Genomic DNA, 25,900 nt, shown 5'->3' on the forward strand with positions numbered 1-25,900 from the left:
ATCGCCGGTTTCTCCATGGATAATAACGGCTTATTTGCGTTTCAGATAGAGCCAGGGAACATGACCGGGATCGATCTGACGACGATGATGGCGATCGAAAAAGGGCGGCATATGGTCGCCGACCAGCAGGATGTCCGCATCCGGAAAGTCGCTTGCGGTAATCTGCTGAATGACGGCCTGATCGACATCGTCCCATACTGCAAACTGGGTGCAGATATGCGGATAGTTGGTCGCCAGCTCGGCCGAAATGCGATCGCAATTCTCGACATTGAGATTATGCCCTTCGAGCACCGGCAGATGCGAGTTGACGGTGAGCCAGTAAAGAAAGGTAGGCTTCTCTGCCTTCTTCAGCTTTTCCGCCATTTGTCCGGGAATATCGCGGTCACAGGCTCCAGGGAAAACCCCGCCGCAGGCGCTTGCGCCATTGGCGACCAGATCCTCGGCAAATTCCTGTTGCTGGAAGCCGATATTCGGATACCATTGATGGCGGTCGAAAAAGATGCCGTTAAAGCTGTGCATCGCCACCGTGTCATAGCCTTTGGCCTGCAGCTGGTTAGGCAGACAGGATGGGTCCGACGCTTCCATCAGCGGGAAATAGTCTCCCCAGCGGCCACACATTTCCCGAATCTCGCCAGCTGTCGTGCTACCGAAAAAGGGGCTGGTGCCACTGGACAGGTCGTAGCGCGCGGCGATGGCGTCGCTGTTCTTGTAATGCGCAAAAAGCAACTTATCCATTTCGGCATTGTCGACCGGCTGGCCGAGCGATTCCACCATGATCAATATCAGATGACGCTGGCCATCGGCACGGGTGGGCATGCCGCTTTGCTCCATGGCCGAAGAGAACGGGGCGCCCGCCGGGGCCGCGCGCTTGTAATGGCCGCGCATTTCGCCGGCAATTTGATAGTCAATCGCCGCAACGCCAAAGGCGAGACCCAGTCCTGCCAGACTGAGCGACCATTTGGAGAAGCTGCTGTCCCGCCGCAACAGGAAAAAGCCGATCACGAGTATCGCCACCACGCCAATCGCCACGGCGATATATTCGGCCGATGTGGCGAGCTGGATCGAGAAAACGAATTTGATCGAGGACAACAGCCGCTGGATATCGAGATTGAAGATATCGGCGACAAAATTGAGCGTCGTCCACACCATCACCGCGAAAAAATAGCAGTAGCGCACCAGGAAGCTGGCATTTTTGATCAGCAGACCGATCAGCGCAATGACCAAGATTTCGCCATAACGCGGCGGTGCGCCGACGATCCACAAAGCCATGAAACTGATATTGGTGAGCCCGATCCAGACCAGCGCCCAGTTGAGAAATCCCCTCCACTCGCTATCGCGGGTCTGCTCCGGTTGCGGAGCAGGGATCGGGTTCGCGCTTATCGCCGTGGTCACCGGAATACTCCGAACTTGCGGGTCAGGTAGACCACGAAAAAGCTGACAAAGACTGCCGCACCCTTGGCGAGCACCGGCAAAGTGCCGAGATCGGTGAGCCAGCTGACAATGCTGACCGTGATACCGAGGCCCAAAATGGCGGTGCCGACAAAGCCCAGCCGTTGCAATTGCAGCGCAGCGCCTTCGCGCGCCTTGCCGGGAAAGACAAAGCTCGAGGAGATGATCCAGTGCACGATGATACCGGCGGTATAGCCTGCAGCCGAAGCCCAGCCGGGATCGGTGGCAAAGGCCACCAGCACCATGAACAGCGCGACGTCAAAGGCCAGGCTGACCACACTGGCGATCAGATACCGGGTGATGGAAAAGCGGTTCAACAGCGCCAGCGGGCCGGGCAGATTGCCTACCCAGACCCCGACGGTTGATCGTCTGTCCTGGCCGCTGCGCTCCATGGTTCTTAAGCCGCTTTCGAAGGCTTGGCTTCTGGCGTGTCGCCGTCAATCCGAGTCGGGACATCACGCATCGATTCCAGCGCAGCCGCCCGATCCTCAGGGATCACCGTTTCCGCACCTTCATCACCGGATTCGTGATATTCAGCATCTTCGTTGACGTTCCAGACATTCCACTTGCGTGTACCGGCCTCGATATTCTCGACCGTCAGCATCGCCGTCATCATGGCGTGATCCTGATTATTGTAGCGGTGCATGCCGTTGCGACCAACCATGTGCAGCGTCGGGAAACGGTCTTCAAGATCGCTGCGCATCGATTCCACATTGGTTTCGTAGCTGTCGTCATAAACCGGATAAGCTTTTTCCTGACGCACAACCGCGCCGCCGACCACATCTTCCGGATTACACAAACCGAGGATCGCCATTTCTTTTTTGGCCAGTTCCACCAGTTCTTCATCGGAAGAAGACCAGAGACCGTCATTCTCGAAACAGAAATATTCAAGACCGACACAGGCGATCGATTCATCCGGTACCATTTCTGGCGACCAGCTGCGGAAATTTTGCACCCGGCCAACCTGCACACGATCGTCATGGATATAGATCCAGTTGTCGGGGAACAGATCTTCGGATTTGACCATCAACGCGACGGTCAGGAAGTCGCGATAGTTGAGATCCTGCGCTTCCGGCAATGATTGCGGCAAGGGATGGATCCGGGTCGCCAATTCGCGCATCGGCGCGGAACTGATGACATGTTTTGCGTTGATCACGACTTCGCCGTCATCGGTGGACGCGCTGACCCGCCAGTTGCCGTCGGCATCCTGGGCGAGCTGCTTGAGGCTGTGCCCCATCAGGACTTTATTGCCCTTGTTGCGAACAAAATCGCGCGCCGCATCCCACATCATACCGGGTCCGAGACGCGGATAGCGGAAGGTTTCGAGCAGGGTTTTGGTTTCCATGCCGTCATTGGGTTTCTTATTGAGTCCCAGCGATCTCTTGAGACCATCGGTCACCGCGCTCCACAGGCTCAGGCCCTTGATCCGCTGTGCCGCCCAGTCGGCCGACATTTCGTCACAGGGCATGCCCCATACTTTCTCGGTATAGGTTTTGAAAAAGATCGAATAGAGCTTGTAGCCGAACTGGTTAACCGTCCAGTCCTCGAAGCTCTTCACATTTTTGTTCGGGAAAACTTTCGCCTTGGCATAGCTCACCATGCACAGGGTCGACCGCCAGATGCCGAGATTCCACAAGGCTTCAAACGCCCGCAGGGGATAGCTGTAGAATTTGCCTTCATAATAGATCCGGCTCATCCGCGGCCGCTGAATGAAATCGTCGGGCAGAATTTCGTTCCACAGGTCGACCACTTCTTTGGACTTGGAGAAGAACCGGTGTCCGCCAATATCAAAGCGAAAACCTTCATATTCGACTGTCCGGCTGATCCCGCCGACATAGGTCGGATCTTTTTCGATCACGGTGACCGAGTGGCCCTTTTTGCTGAGCAGATAGGCTGCGGTCAGTCCTGCAGGACCTGCGCCGATAATGGCGACGTCGACGGGTTCGTTGGTGCCGGTTGTTTCGGTAGTCATAAATTCCGTTCCCTGTTCAAAACATGTGCCCACAAGGCACTGGTTTATGTTTCAGAAACCGGAGTGAACGAAATTGGTTAGCGAGTGGTTAACGAATCGTTCGAAAATGGGATTTTACAAGAGACGGGGTGGTGGACGAACCGATGGCACGGGATCGAATTGCGGTTGCGATTGGGGCCAATATCCCCTAAAAAGGTGGCCTCAGCAGCGCGGATTTGCGCGCTTATACTCGGAGCGTTTTTGTTAGAGAATGTAACAACCAGCTGATTTGAAGCCCTTTTGCGGTTCAAATCAGAGCGATGACAAAGCCGGTGCGCAGTGCGCACCCTTGGCTTTGTCCTGCCTTATGGTTTCTATTCCGAGTACAGATAATGAATATTTCAAAAGCCGAACAGCGCGTGCTCCACGCGTTGGCGCAAGGCGGGCATATCCGCCACAAACGCAACAATAACAGCAAGATTGACGAGGTCATGTGCGTGACGAGAGATGGCTATGTGCTGTCCGATTGCACGCTCAGCGTGTTCGCGCGGCTGCGCCGCAGAGGTCTGATCCAGTCGCGCAACGGAGCGCCCTATCGCATCTCGCTCCTCGGTCGCCGCTCCGTTCGATCCCAACTTGATAACCGATAAAGGAAGATATTATGCCAAACCAGAATATCAAACCACCGATCCGTCCGGTAAGTGATGCTGAAATCGGCGCACTGAAGGCGGAATGAATGAAACACGCCGATATTCTCGTCACCCCGGACTTGATCCGGGGTCCAGAGCGTAAAACCGCAATAATTGTGTTGGCCGCTCTGGATGCTGAATCAAGTTCAGCATGACGAATTTAGGTTACAGATTCAGGATTGATAGCATGACGAGCAAGCATCCGCGATCGAACTGAATGGTCACATCATTCCCACTGCAGAAGTCTGAAAATTGGGACTTTTGTGTCAAATGCACCGCTAGCCTCTAAACGCCTTACTCCTGATCCGCCAAATCCACCGGCAATAGCGGTTCGCTGAGTAGCTTTTCCATCGCCTTCCAGCGCCAGACCGGAGCATCCCCCTGGGCTTCGACCCAGGCCCGGACCATGTCCAGGCCGAGGCCATAGTTGATCACATAGCTGCGGTACTGGTCATTAAAGTCCAGCGATTGTTCGGCCCGCTCGCGGCTGACCAGCTGATATTTCATCAGCGCGCTGGCCGCTTCGTCGCGCGATATTTCCTTGTCGAGATAGCGCTGCGCGATCGTCATGCGCGCGCCGGTCAGCGCTTGCTTGGCGATCTGCAAAGCCCAGAAGGCGCTCGCCGTCTCGGGATCCAGTCCCGCCAGAGGATAGAGCACATCGCGTTCATATTCGAGCCGTTTGACGCCCGGAAAAGCCAACTCAATCCCGTAATTGGCCGAGCCTTCGGCAATCAGGCTCTGCGGCGAATAGAGCGGATAGACCGAAAATTCCTGCCAGCCGCGCGTGTTGGTCAAATTGCGTTCGAGAAGCATATTATAGACGTGATGGCCGGGATAGCCTTCGTGGCAACCGAGATCGACCGCGCGCGAAATCTTGATCGGCAAGTCGGTGTTGATCTGGATCAGGCTCTGATACCCGCCCTGATAATAATTATAGCCGCTCCAGCTTTTGTCCGTGACAAATTCCATCCGGAAATTCTCGGATTCCGGCAGGTCAAAATAGGCCTCGGTCCGCTTCTTGCACTCTGCGATCGCGGTGTCGAACACCAGTTTCAGCTTGTCCTTGGGAATGACATATTGCTGTTCAAACGCGTCTACACGTGCGCTGAGCGGACCGGTACCCGGTACGATCCGTTCGATCTCCGCGAGGATCGGATCAAAGTCGGTCAGCGGCCGAATAACCGGCGTGACACCGAACAAACCTTCCGCTTCCTTGACGAACGGAAAAGTCTCGCCAGACATCATCGCATGGCGGGTATGTGCGGCTTCCAGTTGGGCCGAGAGGAAACGCTTGCGCGATTCCGTCAGGGGATCAGGGTTCGACGGAAGCGCATCAATCCGTTCCATAAGCCGCACGATGGCATTGCCAAGCTCGACGAGCGACCGCGGATCGGTCTTGGCGGCGGCGGCCCATTCCGCGGGCCCGTAATAGGCGTCCACATAACCGGCCTCCTGTTCGCCCAGTGCCAAAGTCAGTTTGACATAATCTTCCGCTATCGCATCAACAGCAGTGGCTTTTATTGGGGCCGCCGGCTGGACCGCCGCCACAGGCTCTGCAGGCGTCGGATAGGAACAGCTCACCAGCGCCAGAGACAGCGCGCCGAGCGGCAATCCGAGCGGTTTCAAAGCACCGCCTTCAATTGCTGCGCCTCATCCTCTTCGAGCGAGTCGAGATGCTTTTCCTGCGGCGCAAAGCGGAGGATGCAATAACCGATAATCGCCGAGAGGAACGATCCCCCGAGCACCCCGATCTTCGCTTCTTCGATCAGCAATGCATTGCCCGGGAAAGCCAAGGCGCCGATGAACAGGCTCATCGTGAAGCCAATTCCGCACAGCATCGACACGCCGTAGACCTGCAACCAGCTGGCACCGCCAAGACGGCCCGCAAAGCCGGTTTTGACCGCCAGCCATACGCTGGCAAAAATGCCGACCTGCTTGCCCAGGAACAGACCCGCCGCAATGCCCAGCGGCAGCGGTGCAAATATCTGATCGATACCGATCCCTTCGAGCGAGACGCCAGCATTGGCGAAGCCGAAGACCGGCACGATCAGAAACGCGCTCCACGGCGCAATCCCATGCTCCAGCCGGTGCAGCGGTGAATCCTCGGCATCCGGTGACCCGGGCGTAACAACAATCGGAATGGCGAGCGCTGCGAGCACACCGGCGATCGTCGCATGGACACCGGACAGCAGCACCGCAAACCAGAGCAGCAAGGCGAAGAACAGATAGATGATCAGCGACTTCACTCCAGCCTTGTTCATCGTGTACATGATGCCCAATATCACGGCCGAGGCAAGCAAGGCCGCCCCGTTAATCTCGGCCGTGTAAACCAGCGCGATAATCGCCACGGCGCCCATGTCGTCGACAATCGCGACGGTGACCAGAAAAAGCTTGAGCGATGTTGGCGCTCTGGGACCCAGCAACGCCAGCACACCGATGGCAAAAGCAATATCGGTCGCTGCGGGGATAGCCCAGCCGTTGGTCAGCTGGGGATCGCCCTGCACCACGAACAGATAGATGATCGCCGGAACAACCATCCCGGCGGCAGCGGCCAGAACCGGCAGTCGGCGACGCTCCCAGGTATTGAGCCGTCCATCGACAAATTCCCGCTTGATCTCGAGCCCGACCAGCAGGAAGAAAATCGCCATCAAACCGTCGTTGATCCACAAATGCGGGGTCATCGGTCCGAGTTTCTTGGACAGCACCGGCCCTTTCAATTCGTGCAGAAAATGGTGGTACATGTCGTAGAGCGGGCTGTTCGCCACGATCATCGCCAGCGCAGCCGCAATCATTAGCAAAATGCCGCCTGCCGCTTCGCTTTTCAGAAAATTGCGCAGGGCGGAATTGGTGCCCGTTCGTTTCAGTTTGTCGAGAGGCATACAGAACCTTTTTCGGTAATCAGACGGTTGCGGCACACTTGCGCAGACCAGTTTTTAAAATCAAGGCCTGATATCGCCCGTCCCGGTGCAATTGCCAGTCTATGCGGCTATTAGATCACGCACTTCCGCCGCCAGCCCGTAGGATTTTTCGCGCGCCGACTGATCAAAGATCGATCCACAGACAATCAGCTCATCGGCCTGGGTGCGCTCGAGAAAGGCGCGTGCGCCCTTGAGAACCGCATCCGGATTGCCGATCGCGCTGCCCTGCATCACTTGTCCGAGCATCGCTTGCGCCTGGGGCGGGAGGCTCTCGCGATAGCCCGCCACCGGTGGCGGTAATTTTCCAGGATTGCCGGTGCGCAGAGCGACGAAGCTTTGCATCATCGAGGTTGCCAGATGCTCGGCTTCATCATCCGTATCCGCCGCAAATATATTGAACCCGCACATCACATAGGGCTCGTCCAGCTGCGCCGATGGCTTGAAATCGCGGCGATAAATGGCGAGCGCATCATCCAGAGCCTGGGGCGCAAAATGCGATGCAAAAGCATAGGGCAAACCAAGCGCGGCCGCCAGTTGCGCGCCAAAAAGACTGCTACCGAGAATATAGAGCGGGATTTTTGCGCCGGCACCCGGTGTCGCCTGGATGCCGAGGCGCTCATCGCCTTCCAGCAGCGCCTGCAACTCGACGACATCCCGCGGAAACGCATTAGGGTCGCTGTCGAGATTGCGGCGCAAGGCTTGCGCTACCCGCTGATCCGATCCCGGTGCGCGGCCCAGACCGAGGTCAATCCGGCTGGGGAACAGCGCTTCCAACGTTCCGAATTGCTCAGCAATCACCATGGGCGCGTGATTGGGCAGCATGATGCCACCCGCGCCGATACGGATCGACCGCGTCCCGGCGCCAATATGGGCCAGGGCCACTGATGTTGCGGCACTGGCAATCCCGGCCATGCCGTGATGCTCCGCCATCCAGAACCGTTCAAAGCCCAGGGCCTCGCCATGCTGTGCCAGTGCCAGCGACCGGTCCAAGGCGGTTTTGACATCGCTGCCCTGCGGCACAGGTGAAAGATCAAGTATCGAGAATTTCACGGATTTCGACATCAATTATTCCTTGCTCGATCACGGTTTCATGATTGGTAGGGCTTCCATCCCTGAACCGCAAGAATGTCCTGAATGAAATCGAACCCCAAATGCGCAAACGGACAGGTTTGATATTGCAGTTTTTTGTATTATCATGTAACGGACTGTAAATTGCATTTGTATGAGTCGCCTGTTCCCCGGGAAGAATAGGGTCGACCAACTTGGATGTTGATATGATCTATTACGCGGTTTCCGGAGCGATTCTCTATTTGTTGTTAAGCCTGATTTCCGTCGGACTCTATGTCCGCTTTTTCAGACATACCGACCTTGCCCGTTTTGCGCGCCGGAACTTCTACCTTTTTCCGTTCACCTTCGCCCGGATCTGCATGGAATATCCATTGCGGCTAATATCCGTCACCTCCCGCTGGCCTTCGCGATCCGCGCGCTATATGTTTGAGAAAATTTCCGGCCAGAAAACCTACCGGCGCAAAAAAATCAATTATTACCGGCGGTAGCTGGTCATCGGACAGACCCTCAAATCAGCTGCTTTTGTCTGCCGCTGTTGACGGAATTCAACGCTGGATCTTGCTGCCCAACTGTCCGGCAATCTTCATCGCATAGCCATCGGACACTTGCTGGAAACCGAGCGTGGGGAGCAGCAAGGTCCAGGCGCGGTTGTTGCCCGACAGGAACAGGCGGGCGGTATAGAAACCATTGCCCTCGAGTTTCATTGTCACCTCTTCCATGCCCGACCCGCTGACCAGCGGCAGCACGAGCACACCATCCGAACAACCGGCATTGCCCAGCAGACCTTGTTTGAGATCGAGGCCTGGAATATTTGCATCCAGCGATAACCGCACTTTTCCGCTCGCGGATTGGCAGCGCCCGTTGGCAAAGAGCACGCTGACATCATCCAGTTCGATATCAGATGCGGGCAAGGGTGCCAGCTGGCCGCCGACGCGCAGGGTGGTGGAGACATTCTCGACCATCAACCCGCCACCACGCTTGCCGACCGTCGCGGACAGTCCAGAATCGTCCCCGGTCCGGTTGCGCGCCAGATCCATCTTGATCTGCCCGGTCAGCAACGGGAGGAACTGAACACTCGCATCGAGATCACCGAGTGCAAAATAGCCGATCTGGACTTGCTCCATATGCCCATTCCAGATCGTCCCACTAATATTGCGGGCAGAGAACCGGTTTTCATCCAGACCAGCCATGCTGACCGCCAGCTTGAGCGGCATGAAAATAACCGCCACGGCAAGCAAGGCCAGAAGAATCAAAAATATCGTCAAAATGCGGGACACCTGATTTCCTTCACTCTGCTATAATTCTGGAACAAATTGAGCGAAATAGGCAAAGATGTCATCGGCGTCCCGGCTCGCCGCATTGCGCCATGTCGGTGCGGTTTTGCGGTTCAGCAAAAAGCCGGTTGGCGACAGCACGAGCACCGTTGGCGTACCGACAATTTTGTCGATCCCGAAACGCTGGGCGATGGCGATATTGCGATCCCGATAGCCGACATCGACGTAAACAATTTCATATTTCGGTTCGAGCATCGTTGCAAAGCGGGGCTTGGCGAACCAGCCGGCCAATCCCCGGCTGTCATGGCACCAATTAGCCCCCATGACGAGAATGACGCGCTTGTCCGCGGCCATGGCGCGCGCCATGGCCGCGTCCACTTCGGCCGCCGCCGTCGCTTGCTTGTCAAACGGACGGGCTTCGGGATGGGCCGCCTCGCCGGGCTCGGCCACGGCTATCGGTGCCGCAAGCGGAACAACCAACAAACCCAGAATTATCAACAATATCCGCATTGCTTAGCCCCCCGCCTGAGCGATGATTTTCGGAATATTCCCCATCGCCGCCATGGCATGGGTGCGGAATTCTTGCAGCACCGCCTGCTTTTCCTGATCATCCGGTGCGATACCGAAGATCATCTTGCCAAAGCCGTCCAGTCGGCTCTGGACGATCCACTTGTTGACCGTCTCGTCCTGCGACCATTGAAACTGGTTCATCATATTGGTCATCGTGGCGAGCGGATAGCCGTCTACGCCGTCAGGAAGCGGTATGGGAGCACCCAGCCGGTTCTTGGTTTCGTCATCATCATAGGTTGCTTCGAGAAAGGCCGACAGCGCCGCGCTGAACGCCGGTTGTGGAATACGGATCATCTGCAGCGTGATCAGGCCTTTCTGAAATTGCGGCACCACCGGTCGCCGCTCCACCGCGGTGGCGGTACAATCAATATAGAGCGCATCCGCATCGACCGGATATTCGCCGTCGACCAGCGTCATGCCGGTGGCACTGATCGTTTCGACACGGCCCATGCGCACGACGGTTTTGATCGCGCGGAGAATATCGACTTCCCCTTGCGACATGGTGGCATAGTGGAACATGGTCGGTTTGACTTCGGGATCGATCCGCAACATCACCTGCGCCTGTTCCAGCCGGGCGAACAGATCATCCACCGTCCCGGCTTGCGCCAGCGCAGCCATGATATCGCGCTGACCGCCGATCGTCTGGTGAAAAAATTCCTGTCCCGGTTGGGTGCTGTTGCGGTTGAGCAGCCAGGAATCCCGCGGACAGACCCATATAATATCATCCGGGTCAGCTCCGGAACGCAGCAACCAGACACCGACATCCATCGCGGTCTTGCCAGCGCCGACAATGACATATTTGCCGGGTCTTGCACCCGCGCCTTGCCAGAGCCCCGGCAATCCGTTGGGCGGGATCACCGTCACGCCCTCTTCGATGGTGAATTTAGGCGTGTGGGTTGCCGGTACATTGGTGCCATAATAGGTCGCATCGACGGTCTTCTTGCGGATGTTGACCTGTGTCTCCTCGCCGGACAACAAGGAGGTAAAGCGGCCGTCGCCAAGATAATCCGACATTGGAAAATAGCGCACCCTGCCGCTGGGCAGAAAGCGCTGATGCATGACCCGTTCAAAATAGCTGTTCACTTCGGAGCCGGTCGCCAGTTCGTAAAAACCCTGGTTGGTTCCGCTCTGATCAATCGCACCACTTCCAAGCTCGGTCGAATTCACCCCGTAAAAGGCCGAGGGCTGATGCAGCGACACAAAGGAATAGGCATCATTCCAGTGCCCTCCTGGTTTGCCATGGCGATCGACAATCGTGATATGCGCATCGGTCTCGTCAAGCAGCGTGTCGGCAAAAGCCATGCCGACGGCACCGCTGCCAATGATCAGATAGTCGGTTTCAATGGATGGCATGAAGACTCCCGGACTGGATGCCGGGATTTCTAGGGGCTTATACCGTCGAGTGCAATCAAACTTCGAGCGGTGTCAGCGAACAGGCGCGGGATAATCCGAGGCCGCGCTTCATTGCCGGATAGACCCGTACCGTGGCAGCCGCCATGGCCAGTTCCAGCCGCACGACACGACCGTAACGGTCTTCTATGTCATCACCGAGAGTGAAGGCGTCCGCCGATTGGCGGGCAATGGCCTGGCCAAAGGCAAAAGCGGTTTCAGACGCCTCACTGGGGCCACCGGACAGCATCTGGTTTACTTGTGTGCGTGGAACCCCGTCGTCCAGGGCGCCCTGTGCGGCGGTCATCGCGCAAGGACCACAATCCTCGACGAGGACCGCACCAATCCGGGCCGCCGCCAGCAATTCGGCCGAAGCCGCGCGCCGATGGTTGCTCGCCGGCATGAAATGCTTGAACTTTTCCAGTGCATGGCCCGGTGCTCCAGCGATCTCGTGGACATAGGCACTTTCATCCGGTGATATCTGGTCAACGGCCTTCAGAAAGAGCGCATCAGGCACGCCCGCTGGCGCAACCCGGCGGCGAACAAACAGCATCGCCAGCGCCAGATAGACCAGCACGGGCGGACCAAGCACACCAGGTGCGTCGGCCCAGAACACGGATGGCGAGCATATGCCAACCGAAACCTCATAAATATGCAAGACACCGTGCAGCGACAACCAGAGCGCGCCAGCAAAGGCCGCCAGCCAGCGCATCGCCAGGTGAACGCTGGCATAGACCAATATCACTCCGCAACTTGCATAAGCGATGCCGATATCGCGGATGAAATGCTTGTTCGGTGGACCGGTGGTGATCACCGTCGGGATAGCGGTGTACCAGTCGAGTGGGCTGATAATCATGAACGCTCCGAAAAGCAGCGCGAACAGACCGACGGCCAGCACCAGAAGCTGGGCCGTGCGATCGAGAAAATCCATCGGTCCTGATTGCATGTTTTTCCTTTCGAAGTGATAGCCTCCCTGCTATTCGGATATTTATTGTCCGATTAGCAGGGAGAGTCAAGCATTGCAGATTTCCAAGGGTGTTGAATGGGCGGTGCACGGGGCGGCGTTGATGATCGGACTGCCCGAAGGACGCGGTCTTAAGGCCGAGGCGCTGGCGCGCTATCATGGCGTCCCGACCGCCTATATGGCGAAACAGCTCCAGGCGTTGAGCAAGGCGGGAATTGTGCAGACTGCGCGCGGCGCTCACGGTGGTTATCGGCTGGGCCGGTCCGCCACTGCGATCAGCCTGTGGGATATCACCGCCGCGATCGAAGGCAGTGGACCGGCCTTTCGGTGCACGGAAATTCGCCAGAACGGGCCGTGCGGCCTGAAGCGCAGGGATTGTAAAAGCCCGTGTCAGATTGCGGCGGCCTTTGCGGCGGCAGAAGCGGCGTTTCGGGACAGTTTGAAAGCCATCAGTCTGGCTGATATCGGTACGCAGGTCATCCAGGATTCAACCCAAGCGCATTTGCAGGACATCATGGCATGGCTCGGCGCAGAGGCCGTGCCGCTCAGCGGATCAGGCACCAGCGGTTGACCGCAACCTTGTCTACTCGGCAGCGACCTGCGCGGCATCGGCTTCAATCTCCGCCGCCTTGGCTTCGACCAGTTTGACAATATGGTCGACCATGTCGCTGTCTTCGACATGGTGATCGGTAACACCCGACAGATAGACCATATGCTTGCCCTTGCCGCCGCCGGTAATGCCGATATCGGTCTCGCGCGCTTCGCCGGGACCATTTACCACGCAACCAAGTACAGACAAGGAGAGCGGCGTGCGGATGTGCTGTAGGCGCTCTTCCAGGGTCTGCACGGTGCGGATCACATCAAAGCCCTGGCGCGCACAGCTCGGACAGCTGACCACACGCACGCCGCGGGTGCGCAAACCCAGCGCCTTGAGCATTTCATAGCCGACGCGCACCTCTTCTTCAGGTTCGGCCGACAGGCTGACCCGGATTGTGTCGCCAATCCCGGCCCAGAGCAGATTGCCCATGCCGATCGAACTTTTCACCGTCCCACCGATCAGACCGCCAGCTTCGGTAATCCCGAGATGCAGCGGACAGTCCACGGCATCGGCAAGCTGCGAATAAGCCGCCACCGCGAGGAACACGTCCGACGCCTTCACCGCCACCTTGAATTCATGAAAATCATGATCCTGCAGAATCTTGATATGGTCGAGCGCGCTTTCGACAAGCGCCTCAGGGCACGGTTCGCCGTATTTTTCCAGCAGATCTTTTTCCAGACTGCCGGCGTTCACACCGATTCGGATCGCACAGCCATTGGCCTTGGCCGCATCAACGACCTCCTTCACCCGGTCCGATGATCCGATATTGCCGGGATTGATCCGCAAACAGGCCGCGCCCGCCTCGGCCGCTTCGATCCCGCGCTTATAGTGAAAATGAATATCCGCAACGATCGGCACCTGGCTGGCGCGGACAATCTGCTTCAGCGCCGTGGTGCTCTCGACATCCGGACAGGAGACGCGGATGATATCCACACCTGCCTCTTCGCAGCGCCGGATCTGGTCGATCGTCGCCTTCGCATCCGAGGTCAGCGTGTTGGTCATGGTTTGCACCGTAATCGGCGCATCGCCACCCACCGGCACATCCCCGACCATGATCTGGCGGCTTTTGCGGCGGTCAATGTCACGCCATGGACGCAAGGAAGGATTATCGGTGGTCATATGGGAAACCTGTAACAATATTGCTGTTGGATCGCTATATAGCGGTTTCATAGGACAGGTGCGAGGGGCGATTGCCTTTTGACCCTGAAAAATCGCACCGCTGGAAGGGAAAGATCATGGGAACCGTATTAATCACCGGCGCCAATCGCGGCATCGGGCTCGAAATGGCACAGCAATATGCTGACAATGGCTGGGACGTGATCGGCACCGCGCGCGAACCGGACAAGGCGGAGCAGCTGAACGCCATCAGCAATGCCAAAACGATCCACCTGGACGCGGCCGATGATGACAGTATCAAACGTTTCACCCGTGAATTGGGCCGTCAGCCCGTCGATCTCTTCATCAACAATGCCGGCATTTATGGTCCGCAGGACTTTGATCGCGAAGGCTGGCTGGATCTGTTCAATGTCAACGTCGTGGCACCGGTGCAGCTCGCCAATGCGGTGAAGGACAATGTCGCTCGCTCGGACGGCAAGAAAATGGTCGTTATCTCGAGCCAGGTCGGCAGCATTGCCGAGAATGACAGCAGCGAGATGCTCTATTATCGATCCAGCAAGGCGGCGGTCAATCAGGCCTGGAAATCGCTGTCCAACAAATGGAAAGACGACGGTCTGACGCTGGCCATGCTGCATCCCGGCTGGGTGCGGACCGACATGGGCGGCCCGCACGCCGACCTGGCCCCCGAAGAAAGCGTCAGCGGCATGCGGAAGGTGATCGACAATCTCGAACATGCACAGACCGGCGCGTTTTACGACTATAGCGGCCGCGAAATTCCCTGGTAGTCTTACGGAGAATTTGATCGGCAGCGCAGCTGTTGCGGCGTCGGTATTTGATGCTAAACCTGTCGCAAAGGAGCCGCATCATGTTCACCCGCGCTATCATCACCTCTTTTGTTGCGATCACCGCCCTCACCGCCGCTGCTATCGGTGAAACCGCCGCGGCGCAAACCGCTGACACCGCTTCGCAATCCGCAGGAGAAAATAGCTGGTCGATCGCTCTCCATGGCGGCGCCGGGACGATCAATCGGGATCGGATTACGCCAGAGAAAGATGCCGAAATCCGCGCCGCACTGAACAAGGCGCTGGAGGCTGGCTCCAAGGTGCTCGACGCGGGCGGCAGCGCAATGGATGCAATCACCGCCACGATCATGATTCTCGAGGATGACCCCAATTTCAACGCGGGCAAAGGCGCGGTATTCACCTGGGACAAGACCAACGAGCTGGACGCGAGTATCATGGATGGCAGTGACCGGTCGGCCGGGGCGGTCGCCGGGATCAACGGTACCAAAAATCCGATTCTGCTGGCTCGCGCCGTGAAAGACAACAGCCCGCATGTCCTGCTCTCCGGCTCCGGGGCGAACCAGTTCAGCCGCGAGCAGCAGCTGGAACAGGTTGAACCGGCCTATTACAGCACGCCGCGGCGATTGCAGCAAATTGAGAATGTCCGCGCCAAACAGGTCAGCGCAAAAGACGTGGATTATAAATTCGGCACAGTCGGCGCGGTGGCGCTCGACCGCGAAGGCAATATGGCCGCGGGCACTTCGACCGGCGGCATGACCGGCAAGCGCTGGGGCCGGATCGGCGATTCACCGATCATCGGAGCAGGCACCTATGCCGACAATCGCAGCTGCGCCGTGAGTGCCACGGGCTCGGGAGAATACTTCATCCGCGTCGGCGTTGCCCATGAAATCTGCACGCGGATCCGGATACGATTCCGGGAGCTGCTTAGCGACGCGCGCAAAGCCATGCCCAAGGGCAAGGGCGGCGTGCCCGAAAATTATATCCACGCCAGCGAATTTCCTTTTCCCGAAGCGGAAGCCCAGAAAATTGCCGATGCGGTTATCGCCGAAATGGGCGGGCTTGGGGGCACCGGCGGGATCATCCTGACCACGCCTTGGGGGCAGTCTTTGTTCAGCTTCAACACGCCCGGCATGTATCGCGGCCGCGCGGACAGCGAAGGCGTAAAAATGGTGGGCATTTACGGCGACGAACAATAGCCGGCGCTTCAATCGATCAAGAGTACGACGCGATTTTCCGCACGGGCCGGCAGCGCATCAATCGCCTTGCCAATCTCCCAAGTCACATCCTCTTGCTTCGAGAATCGGTTGCATTTCCCGATAGGCGGCCGGGGTTCGGTCGAGCGGGATATAGGGATGGAGATGATGGACGATATGAAATTGCATGCCCATGGAACCGAGATTGCCGACCCGCGACTTCCAGCTTCTGGTGTCGCGATAGCGCCCCTGCGCGATACCGGGATGATGCGGTGCCCAGGACAGGAAAAACACAATATAGGTGAGCGCAATCTGCAGCGGCAACCACCAGAGAAGCAGCGCCTCCAGAGCAAAACCCGACCAGGCTAGCGCAAATAAAATCGCGAAATGGCCGAGCTTATAAGCAATCGCCAATATGATCAGGTCGGTGCGGCCTGCCCGCTCGAGCGCTTTCAGATAATCCCCCGAGCGTTGGCCATCGGGTTGGCGCTGGCGGATTGACTTCCAGATCGCCGACCAGGGACCAGGCGCGTGGCTGCTATAGTCCGGATCGCGCTCCGGGTCATTGGCATAGCGATGATGATCGAGATGGGTCAGGCGCAGCACCTGGAAGGGATTGACGATCATCCAGGTCGTGGCATGGCCGACCAGTTCATTGAGCCAGCGCAGTTTCTGACCCGGTCGCGCGATAATATCATGCTGCGCATCATGGGTCGGCAAATAGACCAGCGACAGGCTGATCGTCGACAGGATGAAACCCAGCCACAGCGGAATGATATCCAGCAATATCAGCGGCCAGAGCGCGAGCCAGAAGGCTAGATTGCCAAAGGCCCAAACCACCATCAGCCAGGGGAACATGCCGCTATGCCGGCGTGCGATGTCGCGCTCCAGTTTCATCAGCTCGCCATCAGACAGCCGCGTCAGGTCCGTCGGGATCGCAACTGGATCAAGCACGCTCATATCCAGCGCCCCTTAATCTGCGCAAACAGGCCCCATCCGCCACCGACAATCAATGCAATAGTGAGAGGGCTCAAACCCAGCGGTGGCGTCCAGCCGAGCGCCATGCTGGCCTGGGCCAGAACCGGCACCACGAAGCCGAAGGCAAAGAGCAACGGTAGAAATTTCAAGATCGCGGCGAGCAGCTTCTCCATCAACGCCTCCTTTGACTGCCTCTTGTAAACAATCATGTCAGCAAATCCAAGTTTGCCTTTTTTAATCGTCTGGTTAAGGTCGCCGCATGACATGGAAACCCGAACTGGAAGAATTGGCCGAGCGCCAGCGGCTCGCCGAGAAAATGGGCGGAGAGGAAAAAGTCTCGCGCCAGCATGGGCGCGGCAAACTGGACGCCCGCGCGCGCATCGCCGGGATTGTCGACGAAGACTCATTTCGCGAGATCGGCAAGATTGCCGGGCGGGGACGCTATAATGACAAGGCCGAATTTGAGGATTTTTCACCCAGCAACCTGATTTTCGGCCGTGCAAATATCGAAGGCCGCCCGGTCGTCGCCAGCGCCGACGATTTCACGGTCCGCGGCGGCGCCGCCGATGCGGCGCTGCATCGCAAGTTCGTGCAATGCGAGAAAATGGCCCATACGCTGGGCATTCCAATGATCCGGATGATCGACGGCACGGGTGGCGGGGGATCGGTCAAGAGTCTCGAAGACATGGGTTTTACCTATGTTCCCGCTGTTCCCGGCTGGGATGATATTATCAAAAATCAGGAAACCGTTCCGGTGGTCGCGCTGGCCCTTGGGCCAACCGCCGGCATGGGCGCTGCCCGCACGGTAGCCAGCCATTACTCGATCATGGTGCGCGGCCTGTCCCAGCTGTTTGCCGCCGGGCCCGCCGTTGCCGCCGCGATTGGCGACACGCTAACCAAGGAAGAACTGGGTGGCTCCGACATTCACACCACCAATGGCGTGGTTGACGAGGAAGTCGCCAGCGAAGCGGAAGCGTTCGCCACCGCGCGGAAATTCCTGTCCTATCTGCCCAGCAATGTGACCCAGCGCGCCGCGCGGACGCAGAGCAGCGATCCGGTCGGTCGCCGGGACGAGAGTCTGTTGTCGGCGGTGCCGAAAAAAGACAAACAGGTCTATTCCATGCGCAAGATCATGGAATCGGTGTTCGATCGCGATCCTCAGGGCAAAAGCAGCGTCTTTGAAATGGGCAAACGCTGGGGCCGCGCCGCGATTACCGCTTTTGCTAGGCTCGACGGCTATCCGGTGGCAGTGCTTGCCAATGATCCCAGTTTTCTCGGCGGCTCGTGGGAGGCCAAATCGTCGGAAAAGGTCGAGCGTTTCGCCAAGCTTGCGGACCAGTTTCGTCTGCCGGTCATCCATCTGGTGGATAATCCTGGCTTCATGATCGGTGAAGAGGCCGAGCGCACCGGCACCATTCGCTACGGTGTGCAGGCCATGAATGCAGTGTATAAAGCCACCGTGCCCTGGGCGAGCGTCATCGTCCGCCGCGCCTACGGGATTGCCGGCTCGGCTATGTCCAATGCCGAAAATTTCCAATATCGTTTCGCCTGGCCGTCCGGCGACTGGGGATCACTGCCCATAGCGGGCGGCCTGGAAGTCGCCTACAAGGCGGATATCGAAGCAGCGAAAGATCCTTCCGCCCGGCTGGCAGAAATCAAGGCCAAGCTCAATCAGGTCACATCCCCGTTCCGCACGGCCGAGCATTTCAGCGTCGAGGACATCATCGACCCGCGCGATACCCGCCCGCTCTTGTGCGAATTTGCCGATTTGGCCTGGCAAAAACTGGAAACCGAATAGCATTTATTTTCTGCATTTGCTTGTGCATCGCAAATCCCTACACATTGCTGTAATCTAAACAGCGCATAGGGATATCATGCTGAAAAAAATCCTGATTCTCATCCTGCTTTGCCTGCCCGCCCCGGCTCTGGCCTATGGCGAGTTTGCCCACCGCACGATCGCTAGCATTACCGATGAAAACATCGCGCCAATAACCCGGGCGCGGATGAATCGCCTGTTCCAATCGGCCGCCCTGCTCGGCACGCCGCAATGTGACCTCAAGACCATTGGTGATGCCAGTGTGTGGCCCGATTGTGTCCGTCGTGACCGCTTGCGCTGGGGCTATACCGCGCCGTGGCATTATCAGAATGTCGACATCTGCAAGCCGTTTGATATGAAATCGGCATGCCGCAACGGCAATTGTGTTTCCGCCCAGATTGATCGCAACAGCGCTTTGCTTAACGACAAGACGCTGCCCGCCCATATCCGGCTCGAAGCGTTAAGCTTTCTGGTTCATTTCGTCGGTGACATGCACATGCCCCTGCACAGCGGTGACCGCAGCGATCGCGGTGGCAATGATGTTCGCGCGGCTTATGGGGCGATAACCGGGCGGATGAATCTGCACTGGCTGTGGGATGGTCCGCTCGCTGAACGCGCCATCACCGATGGCCCTGATATGGTTCGGCAGTACAGCGCCGCCGAAAAAGCCGCTCAGGCCGTCGGAACCACCGAAGACTGGGCCAGAGAAGCCTGGCAGGTGGCCCGTGACTACAGCTATCCCACCGCCGAGGACAAGCAATCCTGTGGCGCGAAACTGACCGAACGGGGGCTGATTGACAATGAAGAGATCAAAGCGCTGGTGCCCGTTGCCCGGCTGCAGATCGAACGCGCGGGATTGCGACTCGCCCGCTTGCTGGATGAGGCGTTGAATTAAGCATATCTCTCAACAGAGTTAATCATCTCTGTAAAGAAACAGCCCGGAAAACTGCCAGTTATTTACACTTTTTTAGTGATTGAAATCAATCGCTTGGGGACAGATGTGCGCTTTGTCACCCTGATATGGCGGATAAATCCTATTCAAAAATCGACGAGCCAGCCACATTTCGTCTATTGAAACAAACGGTTCACCGGCAATTCAGCCGCCAATTTTAGTATCACGCGTAGTCCAACGAGCAACAAGAAGAAGGAAGAACGATGTATTTATCCCCACGATCATTCGTTAATCGCCCTCACGATGCTGGGGCTGATTCTGCAAAATCCAGCGCCCTGGAAGTGACCCAGCGCGGCTACCAGCCGATGTATCATCTCGATATCGTCAATCGCTGCCCCGGCTGCGGGAAATCCCATTGGCATGTCGGCCGGTTCAGCGCCGAATGTGCGCATTGCGAAACCGCATTGCCGCTCGCCATTGTCTCCAGCCAGCCCATGGAACCACGCTTCACCGAAAGCTTCAGCAAAACCGCGATGGCGGCCTGAGCCTGACGTCTAGAGATCGCCGAATTTTGCGAGGGCGGCGCGGGCAATGGGTTCGCCCCACTCTTGCACGAAATGGCCACCGCCTTCGATCATCATCGGTTCGGGGCAGCCGTTGATCAATTGGCGCAGGCTCATCATCGCCGGCGGTCCCAGAACTGGATCGGCGTCCCCAATCGCCATGAAGCTCTCGCCCTGCCATTCCTTTTGCCAGAACGCCGCCGCTTTGGTGCTGACTTCGACACCATCCATTTCCGGCGATACCGGGACCAGCGCCGGGAATTTGCGCGCGCCGGCCTGATAGCTGGGATCCGGAAACGGCGCGTCATAGGCTGCGATTTCCTGCTCGGTGAGATGCGGCGTACCGCTCGCGATAATCTGGCCGGTCTTGAACTCCGGTGTGTTGAGCGCGAACTCCTTCCACGCGTTAAAGCCATCGCCCGGTGTGCGGCCAAGACCCAGTCCGGTATTCATCACGATCAGCCGCGAGAGCCGCGCCTTGAATTTGGCATCAACCGGCAAGGTCAGTCCGATCAGACCACCCCAGTCCTGCACCACCAGCGTGATATTCCTGAGGTCGAGCCGCTCGACCAACGCCAATATATAGTCACGATGAAAATCAAACGTGTAGTCATCCAGTTCGGTCGGCTTGTCAGACCGGCCAAAGCCGAAGAAATCCGGCGCGACAACCCGTGCACCGCTTTCCAGAAAAACCGGAATCATCCGCCGATAGAGAAACGACCAGCTCGGTTCACCGTGCAAACATAAAAAGGTACGATCGGCGTCTTTCGCACCCTCATCAATCCAGGCGGCGCGCAGCCCTTCATAGCCGGGCAAATCGTCTGCATAATGGACCGGATAATCAAAATCGGGAATATCGGCAAAGCGGTCATCGGGGGTGCGGACGGCGTTGATGGTCATGGCTTGGGGATCCTCTCTCAGGTTGCGATTCGAAACTTGTCATCGCTGCGCAGTCCGGTCAAGCGCGCATATTTGCACCGGCTGACCCCAATAATGCAGATGCCGCGAAGGATTTCCGCTCGGGGCTCGTTGGAACAATAGCTGCATCACCCGCAGCTGGATAACGCGAGTGTCTGATGACAGCATATCTCATTTCCGATGCCCTGAAACAAACCCGCCGGACCGCTGCCCTGAGCCTGTGCTTGCTATGCCTGGCCTGCGGCGGCGGGGACAGCAGCACGGCGAGCGCGCCAATCAGTCTGCCACCAACCGGTCCCAGCCCGACGCCACCACCGCCAACGCCTGCGCCGCCGCCGACACCGGTCCCGACTCCGGCACCACCGGATTTTGAACCGGTGATTGCCGCTGCCGAAGCGTTTGACGATCCGGCTTTCGCGCTGATCATTGGCGATGCGTCGGGAACTCTCCTGCAATATGAAAAAGGCGGATTCTCGGTCACCGATCCCGTTCCTATCGCTTCGGCGAGCAAATGGTACACCGCCGCAACGATCATGCGGCTGGTCGACGCCGGCGTGATGCGGCTTGAGGACCATCCTCAGGACCATCTGACCTTCTGGACCAGCGACCCGGCAGACCCACGATCGCAGGTGACACTGGCACAGCTCTTGTCCTTTACTTCGGGATTCAATGCCAACCCCGCCGTCAGCGGTTGTATTGAGGACTCGACCACCACGATCCTCGCCTGCGCCGAGGAGATTTACACAAACGGCATCGCAACAGACCCGGGCACCGCTTATGCTTATGGCCCACACCATATGCAAATTGCCGCAGCGATGGCAGAGCAAGCCACTGGCCAGTCATTTGAAGCGATTTTCCAGGAAAATATCGCTTCGTTTCTGGGGATGAGTGCTGGCTCAACCTATCGCATTCCGCGCCCTAACAATCCCCGAGTCAGCGGCGGTGCGGTTTCGACCGGCAGGGACTATGCCCTGTTCCTCCAAGGGTTGCTCGACGGTTCGCTAATTGTCGATCAGGCCAGTTTTCTTGCTGATCGGACCGGCAATGTCACATTTCTGTTCCGCCCGAACGGCGCGACGGAAAACGGCGACTGGCACTATGCTCTTGGCGCCTGGCTGGAATGCGATGAAGAGCCTTTTGTTCCATCCTGCGCGGACGCCCGGATCTACTCCAGCCCGGGCTCCTTCGGCTGGACCCCATGGATCGATTTTCACAATGGCTATTTCGCCATCATTGCGCGCCGCGGAGAGCGGGGAACTGCTGATATTGGCGTCGCGCTGGAACAGATATTGCAACCACTGATTGTCGAGGCTTTGGGCGATTGAGTGAACCCGTCGAGAGGCAAACGGGGCGCTACCAACGAAAAAGGGGAGCCTGCAACGGCTCCCCTTTTCGATTAGGCGATGATGACCGGCCTTATTTCACCGCGTCACCCTTGCTGCCGGCATCGGCACTCTCACCGGGCACCGGGAAGCCGCGCTTCTTGAGGATATATTTAACCTCGGGATCACGGCCACGGAAAGCGCGATAGGCTTCCTTGCGGTCGGTTTCATTGCCGGTTGCGAGGATGATCGAACGGAAGCGCTCGGCAACATCCTTGTCCCAGACATCGCCCGCTTCTTCAAACGCCGCCCAGGTGTCCGCATCCATCGTTTCCGACCAGAGATAGCTGTAATAGCCGGCCGAATAGGCATCGGACGAGAAAAGGTGGTTGAACTGGGGCAAACGGTGTCGCATCACAATCTCATCCGGCATGCCGATTTCCGTCAGGGTTTCACGCTCAAACGCATCCGGATCGGTGACCGGATCGGTGCGGTTGTGCAGCTTCATGTCGACAATGGCCGAGGACAGATATTCAACCGTCGAAAAGCCTTCATTGAAGGTCTTGGACTTGTTGATCTTGTCGACCAACGCCTGCGGCATCGGTTCGCCGGTTTCGGCATGCTTCGCATAATTGTCGAGAATATAGCGGGTCAGCAGCCAGTTCTCATTCACCTGACTTGGATATTCGACGAAATCCGCGGTGTCCCGCCGAAGCCGGGATAGGTGATGTCATAGTTGAGATAGTGCAGCGCATGGCCAAATTCATGGAACAAGGTTGCCGCATCATCAAGACTGATCAGGGTCGGCTGACCTTCGCCACCTTCGACAAAATTATTGTTGTTTGACGCAAAGATATAGCGGTTCTTGCCGCTCAGCTTGTTCTGGCTGCGATAGGTGGTCATCCACGCGCCCGATCGTTTGCCTTCCCGGGCAAAATTGTCGAGGTAGAAGAGGCCGATCACCCGGTCTCCACGCTTCACTTCAAAGGTGCGCACCTTTGGTTCGAACACCGGAACCGTGCCGGTATTCTCGGTAAAGGTCATGCCATAGAGCTTGCCCGCGGCGTCAAACATCGCGTCGACCATATTATCCAGTTTGAAATAGGGTTTGATCTCGGCTTCATCGAGGTCATATTTCGCCTTGCGCACTTTCTCGGCGTAAAAGCGATAATCCCATGGGGCGATGGTGATATTGGCGCCGGATTCATCGGCAACCTGCTGCATGTCCGCGACTTCTTCCTTCACCCGGGCAACCGCTGCCGGCCAGACCTTCATCATCAGGTCCATCGCGGCTTCCGGTGTCTGAGCCATGGTATCGGCCATGCGGTAATGGGCGTGGGTCTCGAGATCCGAGCAATTTGGCGCGGTCGGCCCGCAATTTCAGGATCTTGGCGATCGTCGCATTGGTATCATTATCGTCGCCATTGTCGCCGCGATTAATATAAGCGTTATAAACCTTTTCACGGAGATCCCGGCGGGTCGAGTTTTGCAGGAACGGCTGCATCACCGACCGGGTGTTCTTCAGCGCCCAACCGTCTTTCTTCTGCGCTTCCGCAGCGCCCTTGATCGATGCAATGAAGCTGTCGGGCAGACCGGCCAGTTCGGCTTCGTCGGTCAGATAGATATAGGTTTCTTCGTCCGCCAGAACCTTGTTCGAAAATTCGTTAAACGCCTTGGACAGCTCGGTGTTGAGGCGGATCAGTTCTTTCTTGTCATCGCCTTCAAGTTCGGCGCCATTGCGCACCAGCGATTCATACTGGCGCGTGACCAGCCGTTTCTGCTGCGCGTTGAGGCCGGATGTTTCGAGATTGTCATAGACTTGCTTGGTTTTCTGAAACAGCCGCGGATCGAGTTGGATCTCATTGAAAAAGGCAGAGACTTTCGGCAGCCATTCGCCTTGAACCTTGCGGACTTCCGCGTTGGACAGGTTGCTCGCATGCACACCGAACAGAGCAAAAACCTCATTGGCTTTTGATCCGGCCAATTCCCACGGCACCATGAAATTGTCGAATGTTGCCGGTTCCGGGCTGGACAATATGGCTTCCGCTTCCTTCTTGCCCTCATCCATCAAGGTCTGGAAAGCAGCCGGGAAGTCGGAGACTTTCACCTCATCCCAGGGCGGCACACCGTCATAGGGTCCGGTCCATTCCTGCAAAATGCTGTTTTCCGCGGCATCGTCAGAAGTTTTTTTCATTCCACTATTTCCATTGGCACTCATGCGATTGAGATCCGCGGTGGTCATTTTCTTGCCGTGATGATCGGCAAGCGCCGGGCTACCAATACCGAGCAGGGCGGCGGTGGACACACCCAGGAAAAATTTGCTGCTGGAAACTGAAAATCGCATTTATGTCTCTCCAATAGATCGGGTCCGAAAGGTTGGACCCGGTAATATGGCCTTGGCCCCTGTTAAGGACAATCAACCCTGCGCAGAAGTGCGCTTGTGCCTTCGATACAATAACAGCGAAGCAAAGGCAAAAAAGGTTGCAGCTGAAATCATGTTTTAGATGAACGGCGCTTGCGCATCGATGAACGACATCTCGTCGCGCGCCGGCTCCAGTGATCAACCCGGCTTGCCCGACGCGGGATCGGTAGGGCGTTTGTCGGCGGTGATTATGCCGTAACGCAGCATCTTTTGGCGATAAGCCCAGGCTAGAAACCGGCCAGTCACGGCATATTTCAATCGGGCTGCCCACGGCATGGCCGCGGATCGTGCGGCGGATTGTTTACAATATCTGCGCCACCAGGCGGCAAATTCAGGCAACACGGCGCTGCTGATATCGTCGATCACCACTTGCCCAAAGCCCGCTTGCTCTAGCTGGTCCCGATAGGCGCTGGCCGTGATCATGTTCGGCTTTGGAATCCGGGACAGGTGCAACATTATCGCCAGCACATGATCGCGCCATGATCCGGGCCGGTGCTCTTCGGTGAGCAGCAAGTCGGTCAGTGCGATCCGGCCCGATGGCGCGATGAGTTGCCCCGCACGCTTGAAAAAGCGCTCGCGGCTGGGAAAGTGATAGGCGCAATCGAGCGCCAATATGCGGTCGATCGGCTTGCCGGGTTTGCTCAATGCCCAGCAGGCATCATCATCGATATCGCCATAATGCAACGCTGCCGCATCGTCAGCATAACCGGCTGTCGCCATCCGCTGCTGTGCCAGTGCGGTCTGACTGCGAGAAAAGTTGATCCCGCAGAGCGTTTGAACCTGGTAATGATCACGCCATAAAAGCAGCTGATCGCCACAGCCGAAACCGACATCCATGACCACCGCGTTTTTATCGAGACCCGCGCTGTCCCCGAGCAGGATTGCCAGCGCCCGGCAGGCGGCGGAATAGTCGTTTTCATACTGCCAATAGCCAAGATTGCCCCAGCTTTGCCCGGGGCTGTTGAGCGCGCGTTCTGCAAGATCGTGAAACTCGGCCATAGCGG

The 25,900-nt window shown here is 57.5% G+C and carries 27 protein-coding genes; 9 read left to right on the top strand and 18 right to left on the bottom strand.

Annotation, left to right across the window (positions count from 1 at the left end):
• Positions 1 to 30: 30 nt before the first annotated feature.
• The 3 genes from ACZ1GS_RS14040 to ACZ1GS_RS14050 are packed head-to-tail and all read right to left on the bottom strand — an operon-like array spanning position 31 to position 3,421.
• Positions 31 to 1,392, bottom strand: a complete 1,362-nt coding sequence (locus ACZ1GS_RS14040) for a sulfatase-like hydrolase/transferase (RefSeq protein ID WP_472695790.1) — start codon at positions 1,390 to 1,392, stop codon at positions 31 to 33.
• Entirely contained in the window at positions 1,389 to 1,841 is a 453-nt protein-coding gene (locus tag ACZ1GS_RS14045) for a GtrA family protein (RefSeq protein ID WP_472695791.1), read from the bottom strand. Before ACZ1GS_RS14045 ends, ACZ1GS_RS14040 begins: the two co-directional genes overlap by 4 nt.
• A 5-nt stretch (positions 1,842 to 1,846) precedes the next feature.
• A complete protein-coding gene (locus ACZ1GS_RS14050; protein WP_472695792.1) occupies positions 1,847 to 3,421 on the bottom strand; it encodes an NAD(P)/FAD-dependent oxidoreductase in 1,575 nt (524 codons plus the stop codon).
• Between the two features lie 371 nt (positions 3,422 to 3,792).
• Between ACZ1GS_RS14050 and ACZ1GS_RS14055 the strand changes: the two genes are divergently transcribed.
• The gene (locus ACZ1GS_RS14055; protein ID WP_472695793.1) at positions 3,793 to 4,050 is read left to right on the top strand and encodes a YjhX family toxin; all 258 of its coding nucleotides are present in this window, start codon (positions 3,793 to 3,795) and stop codon (positions 4,048 to 4,050) included.
• Between the two features lie 333 nt (positions 4,051 to 4,383).
• Here the strand turns inward: ACZ1GS_RS14055 and ACZ1GS_RS14060 are convergent, their stop codons facing one another.
• The 3 genes from ACZ1GS_RS14060 to ACZ1GS_RS14070 all read right to left on the bottom strand — a co-directional run bounded on the left by ACZ1GS_RS14060 (position 4,384) and on the right by ACZ1GS_RS14070 (position 8,072).
• On the bottom strand, positions 4,384 to 5,718 hold the full coding sequence (locus ACZ1GS_RS14060) for a hypothetical protein (protein ID WP_472695794.1): 1,335 nt from the start codon (positions 5,716 to 5,718) through the stop codon (positions 4,384 to 4,386).
• Entirely contained in the window at positions 5,715 to 6,971 is a 1,257-nt protein-coding gene (gene nhaA, locus ACZ1GS_RS14065; RefSeq protein WP_472695795.1) for a Na+/H+ antiporter NhaA, read from the bottom strand. The genes ACZ1GS_RS14060 and nhaA overlap by 4 nt, the downstream gene beginning before the upstream one ends.
• Before the next feature lie 99 nt (positions 6,972 to 7,070).
• The gene (locus ACZ1GS_RS14070) at positions 7,071 to 8,072 is read right to left on the bottom strand and encodes an LLM class flavin-dependent oxidoreductase (RefSeq protein WP_472695796.1); all 1,002 of its coding nucleotides are present in this window, start codon (positions 8,070 to 8,072) and stop codon (positions 7,071 to 7,073) included.
• A gap of 212 nt (positions 8,073 to 8,284) precedes the next feature.
• Between ACZ1GS_RS14070 and ACZ1GS_RS14075 the strand changes: the two genes are divergently transcribed.
• Complete coding sequence (locus ACZ1GS_RS14075) at positions 8,285 to 8,566, top strand: hypothetical protein (RefSeq protein ID WP_472695797.1); 282 nt, start codon at positions 8,285 to 8,287, stop codon at positions 8,564 to 8,566.
• A 57-nt stretch (positions 8,567 to 8,623) separates the two neighbouring features.
• Here the strand turns inward: ACZ1GS_RS14075 and gspN are convergent, their stop codons facing one another.
• The 4 genes from gspN to ACZ1GS_RS14095 are packed head-to-tail and all read right to left on the bottom strand — an operon-like array spanning position 8,624 to position 12,257.
• Complete coding sequence (gspN, locus tag ACZ1GS_RS14080) at positions 8,624 to 9,355, bottom strand: type II secretion system protein N (RefSeq protein WP_472695798.1); 732 nt, start codon at positions 9,353 to 9,355, stop codon at positions 8,624 to 8,626.
• Positions 9,356 to 9,373: 18 nt separating this feature from the next.
• Positions 9,374 to 9,862: a thioredoxin family protein gene (locus tag ACZ1GS_RS14085; protein ID WP_472695799.1), complete on the bottom strand. Its 489-nt coding sequence runs from the start codon at positions 9,860 to 9,862 to the stop codon at positions 9,374 to 9,376.
• A 3-nt stretch (positions 9,863 to 9,865) separates the two neighbouring features.
• Positions 9,866 to 11,275 (bottom strand): NAD(P)-binding protein, encoded by a 1,410-nt coding sequence (locus ACZ1GS_RS14090; protein WP_472695800.1) that lies wholly within the window; start codon positions 11,273 to 11,275, stop codon positions 9,866 to 9,868.
• A gap of 55 nt (positions 11,276 to 11,330) precedes the next feature.
• The gene (locus ACZ1GS_RS14095) at positions 11,331 to 12,257 is read right to left on the bottom strand and encodes a hypothetical protein (protein WP_472695801.1); all 927 of its coding nucleotides are present in this window, start codon (positions 12,255 to 12,257) and stop codon (positions 11,331 to 11,333) included.
• A gap of 73 nt (positions 12,258 to 12,330) precedes the next feature.
• Here ACZ1GS_RS14095 and ACZ1GS_RS14100 point away from each other — a divergent pair, with 73 nt between their 5' ends.
• Positions 12,331 to 12,846, top strand: a complete 516-nt coding sequence (locus ACZ1GS_RS14100) for an RrF2 family transcriptional regulator (protein ID WP_472695802.1) — start codon at positions 12,331 to 12,333, stop codon at positions 12,844 to 12,846.
• 12 nt (positions 12,847 to 12,858) lie between these two features.
• On the opposite strand, the gene ispG is transcribed toward ACZ1GS_RS14100, so the two are convergent.
• Positions 12,859 to 13,992, bottom strand: coding sequence for a flavodoxin-dependent (E)-4-hydroxy-3-methylbut-2-enyl-diphosphate synthase (ispG, locus tag ACZ1GS_RS14105; RefSeq protein WP_472695803.1), 1,134 nt, complete (start codon positions 13,990 to 13,992; stop codon positions 12,859 to 12,861).
• Between the two features lie 116 nt (positions 13,993 to 14,108).
• Between ispG and ACZ1GS_RS14110 the strand changes: the two genes are divergently transcribed.
• A complete protein-coding gene (locus ACZ1GS_RS14110) occupies positions 14,109 to 14,774 on the top strand; it encodes an SDR family oxidoreductase (RefSeq protein ID WP_472695804.1) in 666 nt (221 codons plus the stop codon).
• 80 nt (positions 14,775 to 14,854) lie between these two features.
• On the top strand, positions 14,855 to 15,988 hold the full coding sequence (locus tag ACZ1GS_RS14115) for an isoaspartyl peptidase/L-asparaginase family protein (protein ID WP_472695805.1): 1,134 nt from the start codon (positions 14,855 to 14,857) through the stop codon (positions 15,986 to 15,988).
• A 57-nt stretch (positions 15,989 to 16,045) separates the two neighbouring features.
• Here ACZ1GS_RS14115 and ACZ1GS_RS14120 read toward each other — a convergent pair whose 3' ends face one another.
• Both ACZ1GS_RS14120 and ACZ1GS_RS14125 read right to left on the bottom strand, forming a co-directional pair.
• Complete coding sequence (locus ACZ1GS_RS14120) at positions 16,046 to 16,945, bottom strand: fatty acid desaturase (protein ID WP_472695806.1); 900 nt, start codon at positions 16,943 to 16,945, stop codon at positions 16,046 to 16,048.
• Positions 16,942 to 17,136: a hypothetical protein gene (locus tag ACZ1GS_RS14125; protein WP_472695807.1), complete on the bottom strand. Its 195-nt coding sequence runs from the start codon at positions 17,134 to 17,136 to the stop codon at positions 16,942 to 16,944. The genes ACZ1GS_RS14120 and ACZ1GS_RS14125 overlap by 4 nt, the downstream gene beginning before the upstream one ends.
• 86 nt (positions 17,137 to 17,222) lie before the next feature.
• On the opposite strand from ACZ1GS_RS14125, the gene ACZ1GS_RS14130 reads away from it, so the two are divergent.
• The 3 genes from ACZ1GS_RS14130 (at position 17,223) to ACZ1GS_RS14140 (ending at position 20,216) form a co-directional block, all read left to right on the top strand.
• Positions 17,223 to 18,761 (top strand): acyl-CoA carboxylase subunit beta, encoded by a 1,539-nt coding sequence (locus ACZ1GS_RS14130; RefSeq protein ID WP_472695808.1) that lies wholly within the window; start codon positions 17,223 to 17,225, stop codon positions 18,759 to 18,761.
• A 76-nt stretch (positions 18,762 to 18,837) separates the two neighbouring features.
• Positions 18,838 to 19,674 (top strand): S1/P1 nuclease, encoded by an 837-nt coding sequence (locus ACZ1GS_RS14135; RefSeq protein WP_472695809.1) that lies wholly within the window; start codon positions 18,838 to 18,840, stop codon positions 19,672 to 19,674.
• A gap of 338 nt (positions 19,675 to 20,012) precedes the next feature.
• Complete coding sequence (locus ACZ1GS_RS14140) at positions 20,013 to 20,216, top strand: hypothetical protein (RefSeq protein ID WP_472695810.1); 204 nt, start codon at positions 20,013 to 20,015, stop codon at positions 20,214 to 20,216.
• A gap of 9 nt (positions 20,217 to 20,225) precedes the next feature.
• On the opposite strand, the gene ACZ1GS_RS14145 is transcribed toward ACZ1GS_RS14140, so the two are convergent.
• A complete protein-coding gene (locus ACZ1GS_RS14145) occupies positions 20,226 to 21,134 on the bottom strand; it encodes a haloalkane dehalogenase (protein WP_472695811.1) in 909 nt (302 codons plus the stop codon).
• A gap of 176 nt (positions 21,135 to 21,310) precedes the next feature.
• On the opposite strand from ACZ1GS_RS14145, the gene ACZ1GS_RS14150 reads away from it, so the two are divergent.
• Positions 21,311 to 22,477 carry a serine hydrolase domain-containing protein gene (locus ACZ1GS_RS14150; RefSeq protein WP_472695812.1) on the top strand — a complete coding sequence of 389 codons (1,167 nt, stop codon included), beginning with the start codon at positions 21,311 to 21,313 and terminating at the stop codon, positions 22,475 to 22,477.
• A gap of 91 nt (positions 22,478 to 22,568) precedes the next feature.
• Here ACZ1GS_RS14150 and ACZ1GS_RS14155 read toward each other — a convergent pair whose 3' ends face one another.
• The 4 genes from ACZ1GS_RS14155 to ACZ1GS_RS14170 form a co-directional block, all read right to left on the bottom strand.
• A complete protein-coding gene (locus ACZ1GS_RS14155) occupies positions 22,569 to 23,147 on the bottom strand; it encodes a M3 family metallopeptidase (protein ID WP_472695813.1) in 579 nt (192 codons plus the stop codon).
• Entirely contained in the window at positions 23,144 to 23,785 is a 642-nt protein-coding gene (locus tag ACZ1GS_RS14160) for a M3 family metallopeptidase (RefSeq protein ID WP_472695814.1), read from the bottom strand. Before ACZ1GS_RS14160 ends, ACZ1GS_RS14155 begins: the two co-directional genes overlap by 4 nt.
• Positions 23,679 to 24,818, bottom strand: a complete 1,140-nt coding sequence (locus tag ACZ1GS_RS14165) for a hypothetical protein (RefSeq protein ID WP_472695815.1) — start codon at positions 24,816 to 24,818, stop codon at positions 23,679 to 23,681. Before ACZ1GS_RS14165 ends, ACZ1GS_RS14160 begins: the two co-directional genes overlap by 107 nt.
• Positions 24,819 to 25,034: 216 nt before the next feature.
• The gene (locus ACZ1GS_RS14170; RefSeq protein WP_472695816.1) at positions 25,035 to 25,895 is read right to left on the bottom strand and encodes a methyltransferase domain-containing protein; all 861 of its coding nucleotides are present in this window, start codon (positions 25,893 to 25,895) and stop codon (positions 25,035 to 25,037) included.
• Between the last annotated feature and the right edge of the window lie 5 nt (positions 25,896 to 25,900).

The organism is Parasphingorhabdus sp. W113, from assembly GCF_055693205.1.